The organism is Xanthomonas sp. 3793, assembly GCF_024806835.1.
Lineage (GTDB): Bacteria > Pseudomonadota > Gammaproteobacteria > Xanthomonadales > Xanthomonadaceae > Xanthomonas > Xanthomonas arboricola_F.
Map to the genome: position 1 here is coordinate 579,741 of NZ_JANTYU010000001.1, position 20,681 is coordinate 600,421.

General features: G+C 60.9%; 22 protein-coding genes. 4 read left to right on the forward strand and 18 right to left on the reverse strand.

Annotation, left to right across the window (positions count from 1 at the left end):
* Positions 1–35: 35 nt before the first annotated feature.
* From FHY18_RS02390 to FHY18_RS02400, 3 genes are all read left to right on the forward strand, one after another.
* Positions 36–1,781: a fructose-specific PTS transporter subunit EIIC gene (locus tag FHY18_RS02390; RefSeq protein ID WP_259150763.1), complete on the forward strand. Its 1,746-nt coding sequence runs from the start codon at positions 36–38 to the stop codon at positions 1,779–1,781.
* A 175-nt stretch (positions 1,782–1,956) separates the two neighbouring features.
* Positions 1,957–3,234, forward strand: coding sequence for a carbohydrate porin (locus FHY18_RS02395; RefSeq protein ID WP_259150764.1), 1,278 nt, complete (start codon positions 1,957–1,959; stop codon positions 3,232–3,234).
* A gap of 428 nt (positions 3,235–3,662) precedes the next feature.
* A complete protein-coding gene (locus tag FHY18_RS02400) occupies positions 3,663–3,923 on the forward strand; it encodes a hypothetical protein (protein WP_259150765.1) in 261 nt (86 codons plus the stop codon).
* Positions 3,924–4,887: 964 nt separating this feature from the next.
* Here the strand turns inward: FHY18_RS02400 and FHY18_RS02405 are convergent.
* The 12 genes from FHY18_RS02405 to FHY18_RS02460 all read right to left on the reverse strand — a co-directional run bounded on the left by FHY18_RS02405 (position 4,888) and on the right by FHY18_RS02460 (position 13,029).
* Entirely contained in the window at positions 4,888–5,169 is a 282-nt protein-coding gene (locus FHY18_RS02405; protein WP_259150766.1) for a hypothetical protein, read from the reverse strand.
* A gap of 67 nt (positions 5,170–5,236) precedes the next feature.
* Positions 5,237–5,653 (reverse strand): hypothetical protein, encoded by a 417-nt coding sequence (locus FHY18_RS02410; protein WP_259150767.1) that lies wholly within the window; start codon positions 5,651–5,653, stop codon positions 5,237–5,239.
* A gap of 393 nt (positions 5,654–6,046) precedes the next feature.
* Positions 6,047–6,403, reverse strand: coding sequence for a hypothetical protein (locus FHY18_RS02415; RefSeq protein WP_259150768.1), 357 nt, complete (start codon positions 6,401–6,403; stop codon positions 6,047–6,049).
* Positions 6,404–6,426: 23 nt separating this feature from the next.
* A complete protein-coding gene (locus tag FHY18_RS02420; protein WP_259150769.1) occupies positions 6,427–6,873 on the reverse strand; it encodes a hypothetical protein in 447 nt (148 codons plus the stop codon).
* Positions 6,874–7,270: 397 nt separating this feature from the next.
* The gene (locus tag FHY18_RS02425) at positions 7,271–7,666 is read right to left on the reverse strand and encodes a hypothetical protein (protein ID WP_259150770.1); all 396 of its coding nucleotides are present in this window, start codon (positions 7,664–7,666) and stop codon (positions 7,271–7,273) included.
* Between the two features lie 404 nt (positions 7,667–8,070).
* Complete coding sequence (locus FHY18_RS02430) at positions 8,071–8,382, reverse strand: hypothetical protein (RefSeq protein WP_259150771.1); 312 nt, start codon at positions 8,380–8,382, stop codon at positions 8,071–8,073.
* A gap of 390 nt (positions 8,383–8,772) precedes the next feature.
* The gene (locus FHY18_RS02435) at positions 8,773–9,102 is read right to left on the reverse strand and encodes a hypothetical protein (RefSeq protein ID WP_259150772.1); all 330 of its coding nucleotides are present in this window, start codon (positions 9,100–9,102) and stop codon (positions 8,773–8,775) included.
* A 361-nt stretch (positions 9,103–9,463) separates the two neighbouring features.
* Positions 9,464–10,006 carry a hypothetical protein gene (locus FHY18_RS02440; protein ID WP_259150774.1) on the reverse strand — a complete coding sequence of 181 codons (543 nt, stop codon included), beginning with the start codon at positions 10,004–10,006 and terminating at the stop codon, positions 9,464–9,466.
* 313 nt (positions 10,007–10,319) lie between these two features.
* On the reverse strand, positions 10,320–11,111 hold the full coding sequence (locus tag FHY18_RS02445; RefSeq protein ID WP_228419230.1) for an enhanced serine sensitivity protein SseB C-terminal domain-containing protein: 792 nt from the start codon (positions 11,109–11,111) through the stop codon (positions 10,320–10,322).
* Positions 11,112–11,526: 415 nt separating this feature from the next.
* Positions 11,527–11,955, reverse strand: coding sequence for a hypothetical protein (locus tag FHY18_RS02450; protein ID WP_259150776.1), 429 nt, complete (start codon positions 11,953–11,955; stop codon positions 11,527–11,529).
* 98 nt (positions 11,956–12,053) lie between these two features.
* Positions 12,054–12,518: a hypothetical protein gene (locus FHY18_RS02455; RefSeq protein ID WP_259150777.1), complete on the reverse strand. Its 465-nt coding sequence runs from the start codon at positions 12,516–12,518 to the stop codon at positions 12,054–12,056.
* Between the two features lie 73 nt (positions 12,519–12,591).
* Positions 12,592–13,029, reverse strand: coding sequence for a hypothetical protein (locus tag FHY18_RS02460; RefSeq protein ID WP_259150779.1), 438 nt, complete (start codon positions 13,027–13,029; stop codon positions 12,592–12,594).
* Between the two features lie 297 nt (positions 13,030–13,326).
* Here FHY18_RS02460 and FHY18_RS02465 point away from each other — a divergent pair, with 297 nt between their 5' ends.
* Positions 13,327–13,530, forward strand: a complete 204-nt coding sequence (locus FHY18_RS02465; protein WP_259150780.1) for a phage integrase N-terminal SAM-like domain-containing protein — start codon at positions 13,327–13,329, stop codon at positions 13,528–13,530.
* Positions 13,531–13,629: 99 nt separating this feature from the next.
* On the opposite strand, the gene secF is transcribed toward FHY18_RS02465, so the two are convergent.
* The 6 genes from secF to FHY18_RS02495 form a co-directional block, all read right to left on the reverse strand.
* Complete coding sequence (secF, locus tag FHY18_RS02470; protein WP_228419227.1) at positions 13,630–14,598, reverse strand: protein translocase subunit SecF; 969 nt, start codon at positions 14,596–14,598, stop codon at positions 13,630–13,632.
* A 59-nt stretch (positions 14,599–14,657) separates the two neighbouring features.
* Positions 14,658–16,502 carry a protein translocase subunit SecD gene (gene secD, locus FHY18_RS02475; protein ID WP_228419226.1) on the reverse strand — a complete coding sequence of 615 codons (1,845 nt, stop codon included), beginning with the start codon at positions 16,500–16,502 and terminating at the stop codon, positions 14,658–14,660.
* A 332-nt stretch (positions 16,503–16,834) separates the two neighbouring features.
* Complete coding sequence (gene yajC / locus FHY18_RS02480) at positions 16,835–17,188, reverse strand: preprotein translocase subunit YajC (protein ID WP_228419225.1); 354 nt, start codon at positions 17,186–17,188, stop codon at positions 16,835–16,837.
* 134 nt (positions 17,189–17,322) lie between these two features.
* Positions 17,323–18,468: a tRNA guanosine(34) transglycosylase Tgt gene (gene tgt, locus FHY18_RS02485; protein ID WP_259150781.1), complete on the reverse strand. Its 1,146-nt coding sequence runs from the start codon at positions 18,466–18,468 to the stop codon at positions 17,323–17,325.
* A 68-nt stretch (positions 18,469–18,536) separates the two neighbouring features.
* A complete protein-coding gene (gene queA / locus FHY18_RS02490) occupies positions 18,537–19,607 on the reverse strand; it encodes a tRNA preQ1(34) S-adenosylmethionine ribosyltransferase-isomerase QueA (RefSeq protein ID WP_259150782.1) in 1,071 nt (356 codons plus the stop codon).
* A gap of 630 nt (positions 19,608–20,237) precedes the next feature.
* Positions 20,238–20,669 carry an Lrp/AsnC family transcriptional regulator gene (locus tag FHY18_RS02495; RefSeq protein ID WP_259150784.1) on the reverse strand — a complete coding sequence of 144 codons (432 nt, stop codon included), beginning with the start codon at positions 20,667–20,669 and terminating at the stop codon, positions 20,238–20,240.
* Positions 20,670–20,681: the final 12 nt, after the last annotated feature.

The following is a 20,681-nucleotide window of genomic DNA, read 5'->3' on the forward strand; positions in this document are numbered from 1 at the left end:
CTCACCGGCGACCGCAATACAGCAGGAGTTTTGCCATGTCCTCTTCCATCGTGGTCATCGCCGCCGGCGAACGCAGTACCGAAGCCGTCCTGGCGGCCGAAGCGCTGCGCCGCGCGGCCACCGCCGCCGGACGCAGCGTGACGATCGAAATCCGCAGCGACCAGGGCGTGCTCGGCGCGCTGCCGACCGAGCTGACCAGCGGCGCCGCGCAGGTCCTGGTCGTCGGCGATGCCGATGCCGACACCGCGCGCTTCGGCGATGCGCAACTGCTGCACCTGAGCCTGGGTGCGGTGCTGGACGATCCGGTCGCCGCCGTCAGCCAGCTCGCTGCCCCCACCGCACCAGCCAGCACACCGGCAGCGACCGACGCATCCGGCGCAGGCGGCAAGCGCATCGTTGCGATCACCTCCTGCCCCACCGGCATCGCGCACACCTTCATGGCCGCCGAAGGCCTGCAGCAGGCCGCCAAGAAGCTTGGCCACCAGATGCGCGTGGAAACGCAAGGTTCGGTGGGTGCGCAGGACGCATTGACCGACGAGGAAATCCGCGCGGCCGATGTGGTCATCATCGCCGCCGACCGCGAAGTGGACCTGGCCCGTTTCGCCGGCAAGCGCGTGCTCAAGAGCGGCACCAAGCCGGCCATCAACGACGGCCCGGCCCTGATCAACAAGGCGCTGGCCGAGGCCGGCGTACAGGGCGGCGCGGCGCCGGCCACCGGCACCGCCGCCAGCACGGCCGCAAGCAAGGGCAACGGCCGCACCGGCGCCTACAAGCATCTGATGACCGGCGTGTCGTTCATGCTGCCCTTCGTCACCGCCGGCGGCCTGCTGATCGCACTGGCCTTCGCGCTCGGCGGCATCTATGCCGGCGACGATGCGCACCAGGGCATGCTGGCCTGGTCGCTGTTTCAGATCGGCGCCAAGGCCGGCTTCACCCTGATGGTGCCCGCGCTGGCCGGCTATATCGCCTACTCCATCGCCGACCGCCCCGGCATCGCGCCCGGCATGATCGGCGGGCTGGTCGCGGCCAATCTCAATGCGGGTTTCCTCGGCGGAATTATTGCGGGCTTCATCGCCGGCTACGGTGTGGCCGCGCTCAACCGATATATCAAGCTGCCGCGCAACCTGGAAGGACTCAAGCCGGTGCTGATCCTGCCGGTGCTGGGCACGCTGCTGGTCGGGCTGGCGATGATGTACGTGTTCGGCCAGCCGGTCGCCGACCTGCTGGCCTGGCTCACCGCCTGGCTGCGCGGCATGCAGGGCAGCAGCGCGCTGCTGCTGGGCCTGTTGCTTGGCGGCATGATGGCCTTCGACATGGGCGGGCCGGTCAACAAGGCCGCCTACGCTTTTTCGACTGGTCTGATCGCCAGCCAGGTCTATACCCCGATGGCCGCCGCCATGGTCGCCGGCATGACCCCGCCGCTGGGCATCGCGCTGGCCACCTGGGTATTCCGCAACCGCTTCACCGTCGAAGAGCGCGGCTCGGCCACCGCCGCCGGCGTGCTCGGGCTGGCCTTCGTCACCGAAGGCGCCATCCCCTACGCCGCGCGCGACCCGCTGCGCACCATTCCGGCGCTGGTGATCGGCTCGGCCGTGGCCGGTGCGATCTCGATGTCGGTCGGCGCCGAACTGAAGGCCCCGCATGGCGGCATCTTCGTGCTGCTGATCCCCAATGCCGTCACCCATCTGGCGATGTATGTGCTGGCCTTGCTTGCCGGCGTGGTGGTCACCGCCATCGCCCTGCGCGTGCTCAAGAAGCCGGTGGCCGACGTCGTCGCCTGAGCCAACCCGCGGCGGCAGGCAGCTGCCGCCGCATCCGACGCGCCGGACGCGCGTCACCGCTGATTGCTGTTACCCCGCCGCGCCGCGCATTGATCGCGCGCCGCCAGCGGCTTGCCCATCCCCTTGCTGTCGCGTCCGCCATCTCGGCCACGCCCTCTTTGTTCGGAGTCCTGCCATGTCCGCCCTGCTCTCCCACCGCGCCTCCCATCGTCTGCTGTGCCTGTCGCTTGCCATGGCGCTGGCCCCCTTGGCCCACGCGCAGGAGGCCGCCGACGCCTTCAAGCTCAAGCTGGGTTACACCGGCGAAGCGGCGTCGATGATCGATGGCGGCCGCAAGAACGGCGATGCCTACGCCGGCCAGCTGATGGTCGGCACCGACGTGGACATGGACCGCCTGTTCGGCTGGAACGGCGCCACGGTCAAGCTGTACGTCTCCAACCGTCATGGCACCAACCTGTCCAACAGCAGCATCGGCAACAGCACCTCGGTGCAGGAAATCTACGGCGGCCAGGGCACGCGGCTGGCCAACTTCACCCTGCTGCAGAAACTGTTCAACGACCGCCTGGAACTGGAAGCCGGCCGCAGCGTGGCCAATATCCACTTCCTCGGCTCGGACCTGTGCCAGTACTTCCAGGGCAACTCGGCCTGCGGCAACCCCACCTTCGTGTTCCGCACCAGCAACTTCACCTACTGGCCGGTCTCCAGCTGGGCCGCGCATGCCACCGCCTGGGTCACGCCCAAGGTCTATGTGCATGTCGGCGCGTATGAAGTGAACCCGGTGCAGGCCCAGGACGGCCAGCACGGTTTGAAGTGGAGCACCGACGACACCACCGGCGTGGTGGTGCCCTACGCCATCGGCTACAAGAACAAGGGCGGCGACGGCACGCTGGCGGCGATGTACGAACTCGGCGGCTGGCAGGACAACTCCGACTACACCGACCCGCTACGCGACCGCAACGGCAACCCCGCCGTGCTCAGCGGCCTGGGCTATGAAAACAAGCAAGGCCGCTCGGGCCTGTTCGGCCGCTTCGAGCAGCAGGTCACCAACCCCGACCCGTCCGGCACCCGCGGCCTGACCGTGTTCGCCGCCATGCTCAAGAGCACCGGCGGCCAGGCGATCGAGGATCACTTCGTGCAGCTCGGCCTGGTGCAGAAAGGCACCTTCGCCAGCCGCCCGCAGGACAACATTGCGTTTGTGATCACCCAGCAGAAGTACAGCGACGAGGCGATCGAAAACCTGCGCCTGGCGCGCGCCTCCGCCGGCGGCACCGGCACCCCGGCCGACAACCAGATCATGATGGAGCTCAGCTACGGCATCCAGGTCACCAAGCGCCTGCGCATCGCGCCGAACCTGCACTACGTGATCAACCCGGACCAGTTCAACGAACCGACGCGCACCAGCGATCTGAAGAACGCGTTGATCGCGGGCATGCGGATCGATTGGAATCTGTGACGCGTAGAGAGGCTGCGCGCGTCGCTCGTATGCCTGGCGGGCACCATTGCCTGAAGTGAGTGGCGGGTGCGTTGCATCTGACTGCAGTGCAACGCATGGCGTCGACTCGGTTGGCTTGGGCATTTGCCGGATATGGCCGACGGGTTTGATGAGCCGCGTCGGTACGCAATCGCGCGTAATGAAGCTTTATCGGCCCACCTGGTCGCGCGCGAGCCAGTCGCTGGACACGCAAGATCACGCGACGACGGATGCCGAAGCTGTAATGACCCACCACCGCCTAATACCTGAACTAAGCCGCACCGCGAAGCGGTGTCGGCTTGAATGAATTGTTAGGTGTACGCCGACTGGACGACACAACCTCACCCATCATAGTCCAAACCGTACAACTCACAAACGCAAACCATGAATCCACATACAGCATGGAGTGCATGCTGCTCGATTGGCATGTGCACTACGACAAGTACGCTAGGCGATGCCTCCAGGTCATGCGCGGTAGCTACGCCGTACTGATACTCGTTGATTCAACTGGCAACAATCTCGGCTTTCTCGGCTATCGGACAGCGCAGCAAGATATTGACGTTTCTTGGAATGCCAAAGCAATCACCCTGGCTGTCGAGCCTGCGAAGAAGCTCGACATCCGCGACCGCTGTTTCCATCAATTTCTCTACTACTGCCATGCGCAAACCTAAAGCTTGAATTAAGCCGAGCCACGAAGCGACTTCGGCTTGAATGAAGTGTTAGACCTGTCACCTAGGTGAAGTCAGGCCGCTGTCGAACTTGAACTCAAATGAAGCCTGATGGCGACACGGTCTAGCTTGTGACGGATAACGCCATTGCCGCAAAACCGAAAGAACTACTTCATTGTGCCCAGTTGGACTGGGCCTAGTGCGCCCGACAGGCTGCCACTCCGCAGATTTGACGAAAGCTGACCTGACACGACCGTCGAGGTCGATAGTGAAGGAAATAACCACGCTACCCCCAAAGTCGTTGTGAAGTTTGGCGGGGAGCGTTGGGGGAACGAGAGTCAAAGGCCGCAACCCCGATGCACACGCGGGCAAGGGGTACTCGGTGGAGCATGCGCTAGCAGATGCACACAAAAGGGCAAGAGCCGTGACACGATGCAGTAATGTCATGGCAGGCCTAACAACTGAGTTAAGCCGCACCGCGAAGCGGCGTCGGCTTAAATGAAGTATTAGCGGCCATCAAGCGACGCTTGCTTGGTACACAGAAACCATGTGCTCGCTGGTGGAAATGGCATGCTCCGCGCTGCAAGTAAAGCACTCATCCGCAAAGCTCGGACGGTTATTCAATCGATTTAACCAAGGAAAGCGACTACGACGAAACCCTTCGTTGGCGAGGCGCGCGTGAATCATACTCTCAACTGCGACGGCAGCGTGGTTGGAGGCCAACGAGAAAATTCCTACCTGCCGCCAATCCTCGGCTCCGCCGTAGCACATCTCTATCAAGTGTGGAACGCGCCTGGCATTGTTGGATTTTCCAACCTTTACGAGGCCCTGTGATTCGCTGGCAAGTATGTACACATGGCAGTTGCTCTCTACTTCTGACACCCGAAAACCTTTCATGGACACTAACGCATGAATTATGCCGCGACGCGAAGCGGCGTCGGCTTGAATGAACTGTTAGAACTCAGGCTCACGTAACGACCACCTGGTCTGGAGCGCGTAGATTGGATTGCTTGTGCTCCGCGTTGTAAACGCGGATATGAAAGCTTCCTGTGGCAAGAAGATCAGCCGCTTCTTCGAGCGTATCAACAAGAACCTTATTTACTCCGTAGCGCAGAGGCTTGCCGCTTTTTGCCGCAAGATCCTCGGAGTGCAAGGTGTACTTTCCGCCTCTCGCTACCGCGAAGAATGGCTTACCGGCTACTTTCCCTGAAGTGCCGGTGGCACTGATCTCTTTGACGACGCGCGACATAGTCCCCCCTGATTTCTAACACCCGAGTTAATCTGCGCCGCGAAGTGGCGTCGGCTTGAATGATTTTTTAGGCCGCTGCCGCATGGGCGTTTTTGAACACGGCCAAGACTTCCATTGCGTTTTCAAACAAGAGGCCTTTCTGCTTGGGTGAAACGCCAGATCTCTCCGAAAGAATCTTCAAGGTTGCAAGATACTCATGGCGTAGGCTGGTTATCTGCGCCTCAATTTCTGCCGGAATCTTGAAGCAAGTGCGTGGACCGCCGGCCCCGGCGTACTGCCTTAGCTTGATATTGCAGTAGAGCAAAGTGGACTGCCCGGAATCGTGCTTGATGTTGATACAGAATCCCTCGTAGGTAGGGACGAGATTCTGGATGTGGCGACGATTGAAATGGGATAACGCGGAAATCCGGGAGTACAGAATAGTTTTGTCGCTCAGCACGAGCCCAAGGTCGGTAAATTTTGTCTCGAAGAGCCTGGGTCGCATGTGAGCGGCCTAACGCCTGAATTAAGCCGAGTTGCGAAGCAACTTCGGCTTGAATGAGTTTTTAGGCAGTGAGTGGCCGCGAAGGTTGGATGGTGCAACCCTGCTCCCCAGCACTGCCGCCTGGACCGAGTGTGCCACAGCTTGCGGGATGGAGCTTGCCCAGCGATGCAGCGGCGAGTGATGCCGCCGAAGCCAAGGGCAACAAGCGCAGCGCGGGAACGATGTGCCAAGGCGAAGCACCGAACCTACCTCAACCCGCAACGGTGATGACTGCTGCCCGGAGCCAGCCTCATGCACGCCTGCGAACTCACCGAATCGACAACCACCACCGCCTAATGGCTGAATTAAGCCGAGCCGAGAAGCGGCTTCGGCTTGAATGAATTGTTAGCCCTGCTAGTCATGCATGATGTGCGGATTCATCTGCTTTGGTGAGAACCACACGATATCGTGGCGCTCAAGAAGGATCCCGGCTTGCTCGCGCCAGACAAAATGGCAGCTACCTCTACCGATGCGCCCAGCTTGTTGGGCTAGCTCCCTCGCCTCAACCGCTGCCGCGGAAATGAGGGGGGCAAAATGCGGATCATCTTGCGTGGGATCAACCAGGCCCTGACGTTTCGGCCGTTGGATAGCTAACAGCACGCGCTCTCTAAGGAGTGGCTGCATAGCTCCGAGCGTGTCCTTGGCGAGCATCACCGGACAGCCAGTGGCCTTGTGGTAGGCAAAAACTTCTTCTGTGGTTGGATCAGTCATGTTCAGTGGGGCTAACGCTTGAATTAAGCCGCGCCGCGAAGCGGCGTCGGCTTGAATGAATTGTTAGGCGCATCCGAGAGACCGAGATATGCCCTGTTTGCAGCAGTTACAGGCGGCAAGAGTGCCAGAAGTTGCTGCGCCAGATCACGGATCGGCTCCCAAGCCGGATTTTGCATAGCTGCAAGATTTACGGCGCGACCAGATCCGAACGGCATCTCGATTACCGGGATGAGATCTATTTGCGCTAGAAACTCAAGAATGCCCGCCTCTTGTTGCTCTGTAAAGAGACCGGAGCCGATCAAGTAGTGGCCGGCGAGCGCATCATCCCGTAGCTCCCACGCGGTGTTGTAGTCGCCCATCAACTCGCACTGCTTATCGGCCGATTCGGCAAGCGATCCAAGAGTAAATACGAACACGTCATAGGCGTTGTGAAACGCTTCTAATGTTGAAATTTGCGATGGATGAGACATGCGCCCTAACGCCTTAGTTAAGCCGAGCCGCGAAGCGGCTTCGGCTTGAATGAGTTGTTAGGCAGTGAGTGGCCGCAAAGGTTGGATGGTGCAACCATGCTCCCCAGCACTACCGCCCGGACTAAGTGTGCCACAGCTTGCGGAATGGAGCTTGCCCAGCGATGTAGCGGCGCGTGATGCATCCGAAACCACGTGCACCGAGCGCAGCGCGGGAACGACGTGCCAAGGCGAAGCACCGAACGTACCGCAACTAGCAGCGATGATGACTGCTGTCCGGAGCCGACTGCATGCACGCCTGCGAACTCACCGAAGCGGCAACCACCAACGCAATTGCTCCACCACTGCCTAACACCGGAATTAAGCCGACCCGCGAAGCGGGTTCGGCTTGAATGAATTGTTAGCCGCTTGCGACGACAATTGGAGCGCGGCCAGACCAGAAATTGTTGAGGCCTTTCCACCACCGGAGGCTCTCGGGGCATAGGTGGATAGCAAATGTCTCCGGATCGACTCCCGCGTTGCCCCAAACATTTTGAATGGCCTCCAGAATGCCGACAGTAGCGAACTCTTGGACCCAAGGGGAACCGCTAACATGTAGCCGCTCAACTGCGGCAGCCAGGTCGGGGAAGGTCGATGAGTCGCCGGCCCTATGCAGCACAAGCAAGTGATCGGCCAGCTCTCCAGCAGCGACATACAAGACGTCGTTGCCGTACTCGAGCAGGTGTGCCTTCCAAGCGGAACGAAAGGAAGGGCAGGCCTCAACGATGTGGAGCATGGCTTGAGATTGCTCGATCATGTTCGATGCGGCTAACGCTTGAATTAAGCCGAGTTGCGAAGCAACTTCGGCTTGAATGAGTTGTTAGGCAGTGAGTGGCCGCAAAGGTTGGATGGTGCAACCATGCTCCCCAGCACTGCCGCCTGGACCGAGTGTGCCACAGCTTGCGGGATGGAGCTTGACCAGCGGTGCCCCCGGCGCGTGATGTCCCCGAAGCCAAATGTAACGGGCGCAGCGCGGGAATGACGCGCCAGGGCGAAGCGCCGAACCTACCGCTACCAAAAACGCTGATGACTGCTGCCCGGAGCCGACGGTGTGCATGCCAGCGGACTGGCCGAAGCCGGACTCATCGATTGATCTGCTCCACCACTGCCTAACACCTGAGTTAAGCCGCGCCGCGAAGCGGCGTCGGCTTGAACGAGTAGTTAGGCGCCAAATACGTATCCGCGACGTGCCAGCGCCAGAACCAAGATCACTACCGCTACGACGATGCTAAGAGCCAAGGACACGCGGTAACGAGCCAATTGCCGGCTCTTGTGCTCCCCGACTAACGTGACCCGCTCAAACGGATACCCAGTAAAGATCTGCAGGATGATGCTCAGCGAAAGCATGGCGAAGAATACGAGATCTTCTTGGCCCTTCAGTTGGCCGTTGCCATGCAGCACCACCACGGCCAGCACGCAGCAAGCGCTGAAAGCTGCATAGATTTCCGTCGGCCTTGGCGGGAGTTGAATCATTGGCGCCTAACGCCTGAATTAAGCCGAGCCGCGAAGCGGCGTCGGTTTGAATGAATGGTTAGGCATCAGGCGTCTCCACGAAAGATAGCGGAACCTGATGCTCATTGAGTACGGTCTTGTAGTGAGCAAGCATACTTAGCAGCTTGTTGTGCAGATCTTGGAGCTCGTCCCGGGAGTCAGGACTGTCCGACAATGCCTCAGTAGCCTGAGCGCACAACATATGAAGGGTGTCGCCCTGCACGAGTACGCCAGGGAACTGGCGGCCGGGATGCCTAATCACCGGCGTGTTTGATTGGTCTGAGAAAATTTCAACGTTCTCGACGCGCATAATCTGATGCCTAACGCCTGAATTAAGCCGCGCCGCGAAGCGGCGTCGGCTTGAATGAATTGTTAGGGGGCAATTAGCGACGGAACAAGCTTTTTCTCCATGCTCCAGCCGTCACGACCAGCCCTTACACCTTTGAATTCCTGACCGGCTATGAACTTGAAAAGTACACGGCCCGGCCAACTGCCCTCGGTCTCAACACGCGACTCAACAATGCGTCCGCCGAAAAATGAAGGCTTGTCTTGTGCCTTGTGGAAGTAGATCCGGCCACCCACCAGCAAGGACGCAGTTTCAGGCGAAATGGCCCACCAACCGCTTTCCCAGAGCGCGGTCTGTTTGTCGAGGCAAGTCATGTGGCCCATGCGCTCTATCAAGTGCAGGTCGCCTTTACTCACTTCCAATGCCCCTTAACGCTTGAATTAAGCCGAGCCACGAAGTGGCTTCGGCTTGAATGAATTGTTAGGCAGTGAGTGGCCGCAAAGGTTGGATGGTGCAACCATGCTCCCCAGCACTGCCGCCTGCACCGAGTGTGCCACAGCTTGCGGGATCGAGCTTGCCAGCGATGCCCCGACGCGGGGTGCCATCGAAGTCAAACACAATGAGCACAGCGCGGCAACGACAAACAAGCAAAGCGCCGAACTTACCGCAATCAGCAACGGCGATGGATGCTGTACGGAACCAACCGCATGCGTGCCTGCTAAGTTACCGAAGCAGGAGCCAAGAAGTTCCTTGCTCTAACGCCGCCTAACACCTGAGTTAAGCCCCGCTGCGAAGCGGCGTCGGCTTGACTGAATTGTTAGGCCACATGGCCAGGTGCTGCCAGTGCGAGCATTTATCAGCCGGATCTATGATCTGCGCTCGCCAACTACCAACCAGCGGATCCCAAGCGCGCTGACCCGAGAGAATATGCCCATCAAGAAGCGAGAAAGTAACCGAATAGTAGCTATTGCTATAGCTGCGAAGATCATATTTTCCGCTATAGAAAGTCAGTGATACGTAGGCAGGTAGGTTTACGCGCGTATGATACCAAGAGCCGCTGGCCTCAACTTTAGTTACATCCCGAAGCTTGCCTAGGATGCATTGATTCAACACGACGTTGAAATGAGGCGATGAAATCGCAACTCTTGTCAATGTTCCAGGATTTCCCTTAGCACGATTGATATGAACTTTGACAGGACCATAGGTGGCCGGTACGGCACCCAGAGTCCCATCTTCGCCAATCCGGAAAATGCGATCTTGATGAGCAGAAGCCGCGGCTGCCACCAAGAAGAGCAAGAAACCAGCTGCAATCTTTATCATGTGGCCTAAGATTGAAAGAGATGTTAGGCGATGAGTGGTCGCAAAGGTTGGATGGTGCAACCATGCTCCCCGGCATCGCCGCCTGGACCGAGTGTGCCACAGGTTGGGTAGATGGAGCCTGCCCAGCGACGCTCCGATGCGGGGTGCCATCGAAGCCGGACGCAACGAGTGCAGCGCGGCAATGAGGTACACGGGCGAAGTATCGCCCCTGTCGTCACCAGCAACGGTAATGATTACTGCCCGAAGCCGACTGTACGCCTGACTGCAAACCGACCGAAGCCGGACCCACCAACTGATGTGCTCTAACGGGTAGTTACGCCCTTCCGCGCAAGAAGACCGAACGAATTCTTGCGGTCCACGAACGCTCATAGAATGGTTTTACGGAATCGATGAAGTAACTGCTCAAGCCAGCGTCGCCTCGTTGCACCCGAGTCAAATCAACCATCTCCCCACTCGGCACTGTGTCTGCTGCGATTGCACCCGCCTCTCTGATAACCATTCCGAGATCTCCATCGCCCTCAATGCCAACGAGAAGTGCTGGCGCCGAGAAAGCTGCTGGATCGTGCATCAAGCAAAGATAGGCTGCACGAACATTCGGGCTTTTCTTGAAGAGCTTAGAAAGTGAACCAACCAACCGGGTTGGATAATTCGCTGGTTGACCCAAAAGAACCTTTGTCTCTTTCTCAACCACCCTTTGATCTGCGATGTGATTTATGCCCGCTGTTAGAAGAGCGTCAATCTCATTAGGGAAAAACTCTTTTCCGTAGCTTACCCCCGGATTAAGGACAAGGGTTGCACCTCGCGTGATCTCGAAAAAGCTTCGTGAAGGCATCGCCACATAGCGCGTCTCTTCCCTCAACACTCTCTGCAGCGTCTCAAGGCTCGTGAAGAAAGGGACGAAGGGCGTTCCGTCGGATTTCTCAAAGTTGACTAGAGAGAGCTTCGCGCCGGCAGGGATCGTGCCTTGGCCATCACCAGGTGCGTCCGTGTATCCGATAACGAAGATCTCCGAGTCAAGAAGAACTCTGTAGAAGTCCGGTCGCGAAGCGGGCTCGTCAGCCGCTCGGGCAAGTGCCTCTTCTAGCGGATTCTTCGGGACGTCCATGATCTCTCCAAAGGGCATAAAGCGTGAATCAAGCTGACCCGCGAAGCGGGTTCGGCTTGAATGAATTTTTAGGCGGCTACCGAAAAACTAAGACAATCGCCTCGTTGTGTGGTTCCGTCGCTATCTCACGGAGGTGGCGAAGAAACTGGCCGTTGTCCAGATGGTGCAGTCTGGAAGAATTGAACAAGCTTAACTCGCACTCGCCAGGATAGCCCGGACCACCCGCAAGAGCGTCATTGAAAGCATCTAGGTTCCGGCCAAATAGCCCCGCACCTTCTGGCTTGACAACGGCCAAGTACGTTTCCCAGAACTGAGCAGCCGTCGTGATGTTGCTGCAATCAATGACGAAACATTTCATGTCGACCACTGCTTGAGTTAAGCCGTGCCGCGAAGCGGCGTCGGCTTGAATGATTTGTTAGGTGCTACTGAGAGCAACAAGAAAATCACGCTCACCGTCAGCGCCCCACCACGGAACAGAAACCTCACCGCCAAGGCCGAGTAACTGACGTAGTAACTCGAGCCAGGACTGAATCTCAGGCGGACCCCAGTCAGATCCCATCCGATAGTCCAACGCTAGGCTATCAGTGAAAACGAACACTCCCAAGTCCGGAATTGGGCAATCAGTGCCGGCGATACCACCCAGAACGACGTGGAAGGCCTCGGCAGCTCCAGATGCGACAAGAACGGCGTCTTCAGGGCCGCCGAATGGCTTTTCCGACTGGGTCTCCTTGATCCAAACGTAGCCGCCATTGACGGTCACATTCCGAGCACCGCGATCATAAAGGTGCTTAAAGGCCACAGATACAGCTGACCGGTTCGAGAATTTCACCTCGACCTCGGGCAACGACCCATCATTCCTCTCAAAGTACTTGGATAGGTCCATGTGACGCCTAACGCCTGAATTAAGCCGACTGGCGAAGCCAGTTCGGCTTGAATGAATTGTTAGACCGCACCCTGTTTCAGGACGGTCGGCTCAATGGGCGAAGCTTGCCATAGCTGCACGCGGTAGTGGTCTTGACCATCAAGTCCGTCCTCCGACAGTGAGCGCAGGCCGGAGGAGGAAAGCCTGACAGTGTAAGTACCAGGCTCTAGGCCGAAGCGTGCTGCGTCAGGCAAATAGTCCGTACGGCCGGCCACTACAAGCGGGCCGCTTTTGACAAGGAGTGATCCCTCGACAACATGGTCGAAGTTTGTGAAGTCAGTGAATGGTTCCGAGTCCAAGAACTCAAGCTTCACTGGCACATCTATATTGCGCACGGTGCCGATACCGACAACGCCGGTTGAGACAGCAAACATGCGCTGGACAGCTGCCGGACTCCACGCATCAGACAGGTCGCCACTCGCCGCCTCGTCCTGCAGGCAGAACTGGAAGTAGTCGGCAAATAACTTGAGATTGTGGGATCGCATCGTTGCGGCCTAACGCCTGAATTAAGCCGAGTCGCGAAGCGGCTTCGGCTTGAATGAATTGTTAGGCGGCCAGCTAACGGCGCCGGAACCCGACAACCTTGCCATGCTCTGTGCCGCCAAATAGTCCATAGGAAACATAAGTGCCGTCAAATTGAGCGCCAGAAACTGTCCCAACAAACGAGGTGTATGCATCACAGAGTCCGTTTGTTATCAGGAGCTCAAGGCGTCCGTTTGAATAGGTGTAAGCCGGGTCTGACGGTTTGAGTTCTCCCGCCGAGATCACCTTTGCCTTAAACCACTCACCGGAAATGCAAGTGTCCGCCGGTGTATCACTGAGCTTGAAGGCGGACTTGCGAATGCCGTCCTTGCCTGTGGTCGTGAACTCCCATGTGCCCAATATTGTCTCGGGCGCGGATGTAGGACTAGGTTCGTTGGTGGTGATACGTGGAGGCGCGGTAGAGCAACCGGTAGCTATGAGCGCTGCTGCTACGAGCGATAAAAATACTTTCATGGCCGCCTAACTACTATTGGACCGCCGAAATGCGGTGTTGCGCTGAGTATCTTCGATCGCTGCCGCTTTGTGAACGGGGGAAATCCTAGCCGGGGTTACGGGATTGCACGACGGCAAGCGGCCGCGACCATGCGGGTGCTTGCCTTGTTATCCAGCAAGGAGGCGGGCGTATGAAATACACCCCCAAAAACATTGGCGTGACAGCACCTCCATCGCTCCGGCTAGTCGATCAGGTGCGCGACCGCCTGCGGGTACGGCACCGAGCAGGCCTATCTGAGTTGGAGACGACGCTTCATCTTGGCTAGCGGCAAGCGCCATCCGGCGCAGATGGGCCAGGCGGAGGTCGAGACGTTCCTCACCCGCTTGGCGACCGATGCGCAGGTGTCTGCGGGCACACAGAACCAAGCGTTGGCGGCGCTGTTGTTTCTCTACTGCAACGCACTGCGTTTCGATCGGCACCACGTGTCCGACGAACTCCCTAATGCTCACGATCTTGAGTAGTGGAGTCACAGTGCATAACCGTGCACTCACGACGCCCAACGCCAGAAACGAAAAAACCGCGCAATGCGCGGTTTTTTCGTCACACCTTTTGCCAGCCGATCAAGGACGACGCGCCAGCGCCTCCACGTCCTTGGCCTTGGGCAGCAAGTCCTGCTTGGTCACTGCGAACGGGCCGATGCTCAGCATCGGCACGGCCACGATCACCGAGGAGATCACCACGATCACCGCGCCGATCATGTGGGTCTCGGCCAGGCCTTCCATCGACTCGCCGCCGTACATGTACAGCGCCAATGCCGACAGGAAGAACATCACCGCGGTGATGATCGTGCGCGACAGTGTCTGGTTGATCGAACGGTTGAGCACTTCCAGCGGTTCCACACGCAGCGCACGGAAGTTCTCGCGCACGCGGTCGAACACCACGATGATGTCGTTGATCGCAAAGCCCATCACCGACAACAGGCCGGCCAGCACGGTCAGATCGAACTCGCGACCGGTCAGCGATACGAAGGCCACCGTCACCAGCAAGTCGAACAAGGCCGTCAGGCTGGCCACCACCGCAAATTTCCACTCGAAGCGGAAGGCGATGTAGATCAGAAAGCCCACCAGCATGAACACCGTGGCGTACACGCCGTTCAAGGCCAGGTCCTTGCCGACCTGCGGGCCGACGAATTCGCCCGGCTGCACGGTGGCCGGGTTCTGTTCGGTGCTCACAGCCTTGCGCACTTCTTCGGCAACGGTGCGCGCCGCATCGTCGCGGTTATTGTGCTGCTCGCGCGCCTGCAGACGGATCATCACTTCGTTGCCGCCGCGGGCGTTTTGCACCTGGGCGTTTTCGAAGCCGGCCCTGGACAGCTGCTCGCGCACCTGGTCCACGTCCACCGTTTTCTGGAAGCTGGTCTGCACCAGCGTGCCGCCAGTGAACTCCAGCGCGTAATTGAAACCCTTGCCCACGATGATGCCGACCGACGCAACCGCCAGGATCAGCATCAGGATCAGCACCGGCTTGCGCGGGCGCATGAAGTCGATCCTGGTGTCGTTGGGAATCAGGTGAAGCGGAAAAATTTTCATTGAAAGATCTTCCTAAGAAGTCCGCACATGGATGTGCGGGCTCTTGCGAGGGACTCGCATCAAATAGCGACGGTCTTCAGCTTCTTGCGGCTGCCGTAGATCAACACCGCCAGCGCACGCGACACGGTGATCGCGGTGAACATCGAGGCGAAGATACCGATCATCATGGTCAGCGCGAAGCCCTTCAACGGGCCGGTGCCGAACGCGTACAAGGCCACCGCCACGATCAGACCGGTGAGGTTGGCGTCCAGGATGGTGCCGCCGGCCTTTTCATACCCTGCGGCAATTGCCGATTTGGCAGGCACGCCCAGCCGCAATTCTTCGCGGATACGCTCGTTGATCAGCACGTTGGCGTCCACCGACAGACCCACCGACAGGGCAAGGCCGGCAAAACCCGGCAGCGTCATGGTGGCGCCGAACAGCGACATCACCGCCACCACGATCAGCAGGTTGAACAGCAGCGCCACCGAGGTGATCGCACCGAACACGCGGTAGTAGATCGTGAAGAACACCAGCGTGAACAGGAACGAGTAGACCACGGCAGTGACGCCACGCTCCACGTTCTCCGCGCCCAGGCTCGGGCCGATCACGTATTCCTCGACAAAATCCATCGGCGCAGCCAGCGAGCCGGACTTCAGCAGCTTGGCCAGGTTCTCCGCTTCCACCTTCTCCAGACCGGTGGTCTGGAAGTTCTTGCCGAACACGCCGGCAATGCGGGTCGGCGACAGGGCTTCTTCCTTGACCCGAACGCTGCGCACTTCCTTGCCGTCGACCATGGTCACGGTGGGGATGCGCTCGATATACACCACCGACATCAGCTTGCCGACGTTGGCGCTGGTGTAGTCGAGCATGCGCTGGCCGGCAACGTTGTTGAGCGTCACCGACACCGCCGGCATGCCGTTCTGGTCGTTACTGACGCTGGCGCTGACCATCTGATCGCCGGTCACCAGCGCGCGCTTGTTGAGCAGCACCGGCGCGCCGGTATCGCGCACGCGGTAGACCTTGGCTTCCGGCGGAATGCTGCCGCTGCGCACCGCGTCTTCGGCATTGCCTTCGACCACCGCACGGAATTCCAGCGAGGCGGTGGCGCCGATCAGGCGTTTGGCCTCGGCGGTGTCCTGCAAGCCGGGCAATTCGACCACGATGCGGTCTTCGCCCTGGCGCTGGATGGTCGGCTCGGACACGCCCAGCGCGTTGACGCGGTTGCGCAAGGTGGTGAGGTTCTGCTCGATCGCGCCGCTGGCGATCTGCTTGAGCTCGGCCTCGGGCACCTTCACTGCGATGTTCTGGCCGCTGACGTCGTAGGTCAGCGTCGGCTGCGCCTTGGCCAGCGCGGTGCGCGCCGCGTCGGCGCTGGCGCCCTCGCCCAGGCTGACCTGGATGCTGTTGTCGCCGCGACGCTCGACCGCCCGATAGGCAATGCGGCTGTCACGCAAGGTGGTGCGGATGTCTTCGGCAAAGCCTTCGATCCGCTTTTCCACTGCGGCCTTCTGATCGACCTGCATGGCGAAGTGGACGCCGCCGACCAGGTCCAGGCCCAGCACCATCGGCTTGCCGCCCAGCTTGGCCAGCCACTCCGGCACGGTGGACGCCAGGTTCAGCGCCACCGTGTAGTTCTCGCCCAGCTGCTGGCGCAGCACGTCGTTGGCGCGGGTCTGCGCCTGCAACGAAGGCAGGCGCACCATCAGACTGTCGCCTTCCTTGGTGACGGCCTTGGGCGTGATGCCCGCGCCCTTGAGCTCACCGTCGATGCGGCTGCGCAATGCGTCGTCGAGCTGCGCACCGCGGCTGGCGGTGATCTGCACGGACGGGTCTTTCTGGTAGATGTTGGGCAGCGCATACAACGCGCTGACCGCCAGCACCAGCAGGATCAGGAAATACTTCCAGCGGGGAAATTCGAGCATTGCGACAGTCCCGCACAGCACCATCCCGGCGCCGCGCCTAGCAGTGAGAACGACTTCAAGCGGCCGATACAGCGTCGCGAGCGGTCATCCGGTGGATACGGGCAGTGCGCGGAGCGAAAGCGCCCGAAGGGCGAGTTCCGACTTCGTGCACCGACTGCGCCCGCCTGACGGTGCGCGCAGTTGTGGTGTTGCAGGTGTTCATGTGCAGCGACGTCTTGAGCAGCCCCAAGCACGCATCGGCAGCACGACGACAGCGGAGTGTACGAGCGGCCGCTGGCGTTTTCGAGCACCGGCCGGCAGTGCCAGACGGTGCCCGATGCCGATGGCGCGACTCAGCTGGCGGACTTGAGCGTGCCCTTCGGCAGCACATGGCCCACGGCGCTCTTCTGCACGCGGATGCGGACGTTGTCGGCCACTTCCACGGTGATGAAGTTGTCGCCGATGTCGGTGATCACGCCGGCGACGCCGCCGGAAGTGATCACTTCATCGCCGCGCGCCAGCTTGTCCAGCAGCGACTTGTGCTCCTTCTGACGCTTCATCTGCGGGCGGATCATCAAGAAATACATGACCGCGATCAGGATGATCGGCAGCGCGAAGGTAGACAGGCTACCCATCGGGCCGGGCGCCGGTGCGCCGCCAGTGGCCTGCGCCTGGGCGACCGGGATCAGGAAATCGAGCAAATTCATTCAGTGCATCCTAGTTTGGTGCCAGCGCGCCCTCACGGGCCCACTCGCTATTCAGGTACCGCCAGGGCGGAACAGCCGGGAATTATGCCACGCAGGTTCCACCCCGTCCGCGCTGAGGGCATGGACGGCAGGGCTCAGCTGGCTTCCCCCGGCAACGGCGGCGTGGTGGCGCCGCGTGCCGCATAGAAGGACCGCCGGAACTGCACAAAGGTTCCCGCCGCGATCGCCGCACGCAGGTCGGCCATCAGTTTTTCGTAGTACCAGAGGTTGTGCAGGGTTCCCAGCATCGGTGCCAGCATCTCGTTGCAGCGGTCCAGGTGACGCAGATACGAACGCGTGTAGCCACTGCTGCAGGCGTGGCAGCCGCAGCCGGGCTCGATGGTGTCCAGGTCGCGCTCGTACTTGGCATTGCGGATGCGCACGGTGCCGAATGAGGTGAAATAGTGGCCGTTGCGCGCATTGCGGGTGGGCATCACGCAGTCGAACATGTCCACCCCACGCGCCACGCCTTCGACCAGGTCTTCGGGCCGGCCCACGCCCATCAGATAACGCGGGCGGTCGGCCGGCAGCCGTGGATGCAGGTGTTCGAGCATGGCGTTGCGCTCGTGCTCGGGCTCGCCCACTGCCAGGCCGCCGATGGCATAACCGTCGAAACCGATGCCCTGCAGTCCGTCCAGCGAGCGGCTGCGCAGGTCCGGATGCACCCCGCCCTGCACGATGCCGAACAGCGCCGCATCGTTGCCCAACCCGTCGTGCGCATCGCGCGAGCGCTGGGCCCAGCGCAGGCTCAGCTCCATCGAGCGCCGCGCCACCTCTTCGGTGGCCGGGTACGGCGTGCATTCGTCGAAGATCATCACGATGTCCGAATCGAGCACCTTCTGGATCTGCATGCTCTCTTCCGGCCCGAGGAACACCCGTGCGCCGTCGGTGGGCGAGGAAAAGGTCACGCCCTGCTCGGTGATCTTGCGGCGGTGCGCCAGCGAGAACACCTGGAATCCGCCGGAGTCGGTGAGGATCGGCCCATCCCAGCGCGCAAACCCGTGCAAGCCGCCATGGTCGCCGATCACATCCAGGCCCGGCCGCAGATACAGATGGAAGGTATTGCCCAGGATGATCTCCGCCCCCAGCGCGCGGATCTGCTCGGGCAGGATGCCCTTGACCGAGCCATAGGTGCCCACCGGCATGAACGCCGGGGTCTCCACCGTGCCGCGCGGAAAGGTCAGACGGCCACGGCGCGCGTGGCCGTCGGTGGCTTGGAGCTGGAACTGGAGTCGGGACATTGAGGGGCCGGGATTTGGAATTGGGGATTCGGGATTGGCAAAAGCGAGAAGCGGCGAATGGGGTGCTGTTACGAATCCCCAATCCCGACTCCCCAATCCCTGCTCCACAACAACATCGCATCGCCGTATGAAAAGAAGCGATAGCGCTGCGCGATGGCGTGCTGGTAGGCCTCGAAAATGCGCTCGCGGCCGGCGAAGGCCGAGACCATCATCAGCAGCGTGCTTTCGGGCAGATGGAAGTTGGTGACCATCGCATCGACGCTGCGGATGCGGTAGCCGGGCAGGATGAAGATCTGGGTTTCGCCGGCGAACGGCAGCAACTCGCCCCCGGGCGCGGCGTCGGTGGTGCGCCAGGCGCTTTCCAGCGAGCGCACCACCGTGGTGCCCACCGCGATGACGCGGCCGCCGCGGGCACGCGTGCGGCGCACCTGCTCGACCAGCGCGGCACCGACATTGAGCCACTCCTTGTGCATCACGTGCTGGTCGAGCGCATCCACGCGTACCGGCTGAAACGTGCCGGCACCGACATGCAGCGTGACGTGGCCGAACTCGACACCGCGCTCGCGCAGGCGCGCCAGCAGCTGCTCGTCGAAATGCAGGCCGGCGGTCGGCGCGGCGACCGCACCGACCTGGCGCGCAAACACCGTCTGATAGCGCTCGCGGTCTTCCACCCCCGGCTCGCGCCGGATGTACGGCGGCAGCGGCAGGCGGCCGGCCTCGGGCAGCCACTGCTCCAGCGGCAGCGGGATCTGGAAGCGCAGCAGATAGAACTCGCCGTCGCGCCCCAGCACCTCGGCCTGGCCGCCGGCATCGAGCGCGATCAGGCTGCCGGCCTTGGGCGACTTGCTGGCGCCGATCTGCACCCGCGCCTCGCGTTCACCCAGCAGGCGCTCGATCAGGATTTCCACCCGCCCACCGCTGGCCTTCTGCCCGAACAGCCGCGCCGGGATGACGCGGGTGTCGTTGAAGATCAACAGATCGCCCGGCTGCAACAGTTCGGGCAGATCGCGGACCTGGCGGTCGGCGAATGCCTGCGGCGACGGCGGAACGACCAGCAAGCGGCTGGCCGCACGCTCGGCCAGCGGCGCCTGGGCGATCAGCTCGTCGGGCAACGAATAGTTGAAATCGGACTTCTTCAAGGCCGCGGGATTAGATGGCTAAGGAGCCGGGTAGTGTAACTGCGGTGGATTGGGGATTCGGGATTCGGGATTGGTAAGAGCAGGATCCGTAGGCCGTAACGTGTAGGACAGGAGCCGGCCTGCTTTGACGAATCCCCGATGCCCAATGCCGATTCCCGGTCTCCTCACTGCGCAAACTTCGTCGACAGACTTGGCCTAGTGGCCGGGATTCGGGATTCGGGATTCGGGATTGGCAAGAGCAGGATCCGCAGCCCGGAACGTGTAGAAACCAAGCCAGCCCGCTTTGACGAATCCCCAATCCCCAATCCCCAATGCCGAATCCCGGCTCCGCATGCCGGAACGTCTCGGGCCAAGCCAGCCAGCTATGACGAATCCCCAATCCCCACTGCCGAATCCCGGCTCCGCATGCCGGAACGTCTCGGGCCAAGCCAGCCAGCTATGACGAATCCCCAATCCCCACTGCCGAATCCCGGCTCCGCAGGCCTGAACGTCTAGGACCAAAGCCAGCCAGCTTTGACGAATCCCCAATCCCCAATGCCGAATCCCGGCTCCGCAGGCCGGAACATTCAGGACCCAAGCCAGCCCGCTTTGACGAATCCCCAATCCCCAATGCCGAATCCCGGCCCCCCCTCACCGCTCGAACTTCGTCGACAAAATGATCGAGGTCGTGGTGCGCTCCACCCCGTCGATCGCGCCGATCGCGTCGGTGAGCACGTCCATCTCGTTGACGCCGCCGACCACACCCAGCGCGATCAGGTCGTAGGCGCCGCTGACCGAATGCAGCAGGCGCACCTCGGCGATGTCGCGCAAGGCCTTGACCACCGCAGGCATCTTCTTGGGCAGCACGGTGATCAGGATGTGGGCGCGGATGCGGCCATGTTCGTAGTCGTCGTGGGTGCGCACGGTGTAGCCGCTGATCACGCCATCGCGTTCGAGCTTTTCGATGCGGCTTTGCACCGTGGTGCGCGACAGCCCGAGCCGGCGTGCGATCTGGGCAGTGGACGCTCGCGCGTCCTCGCGCAGCAGCGACAACAGGCGTTCGTCGGACGGGGTGATCTTCACAATGCGCATCCG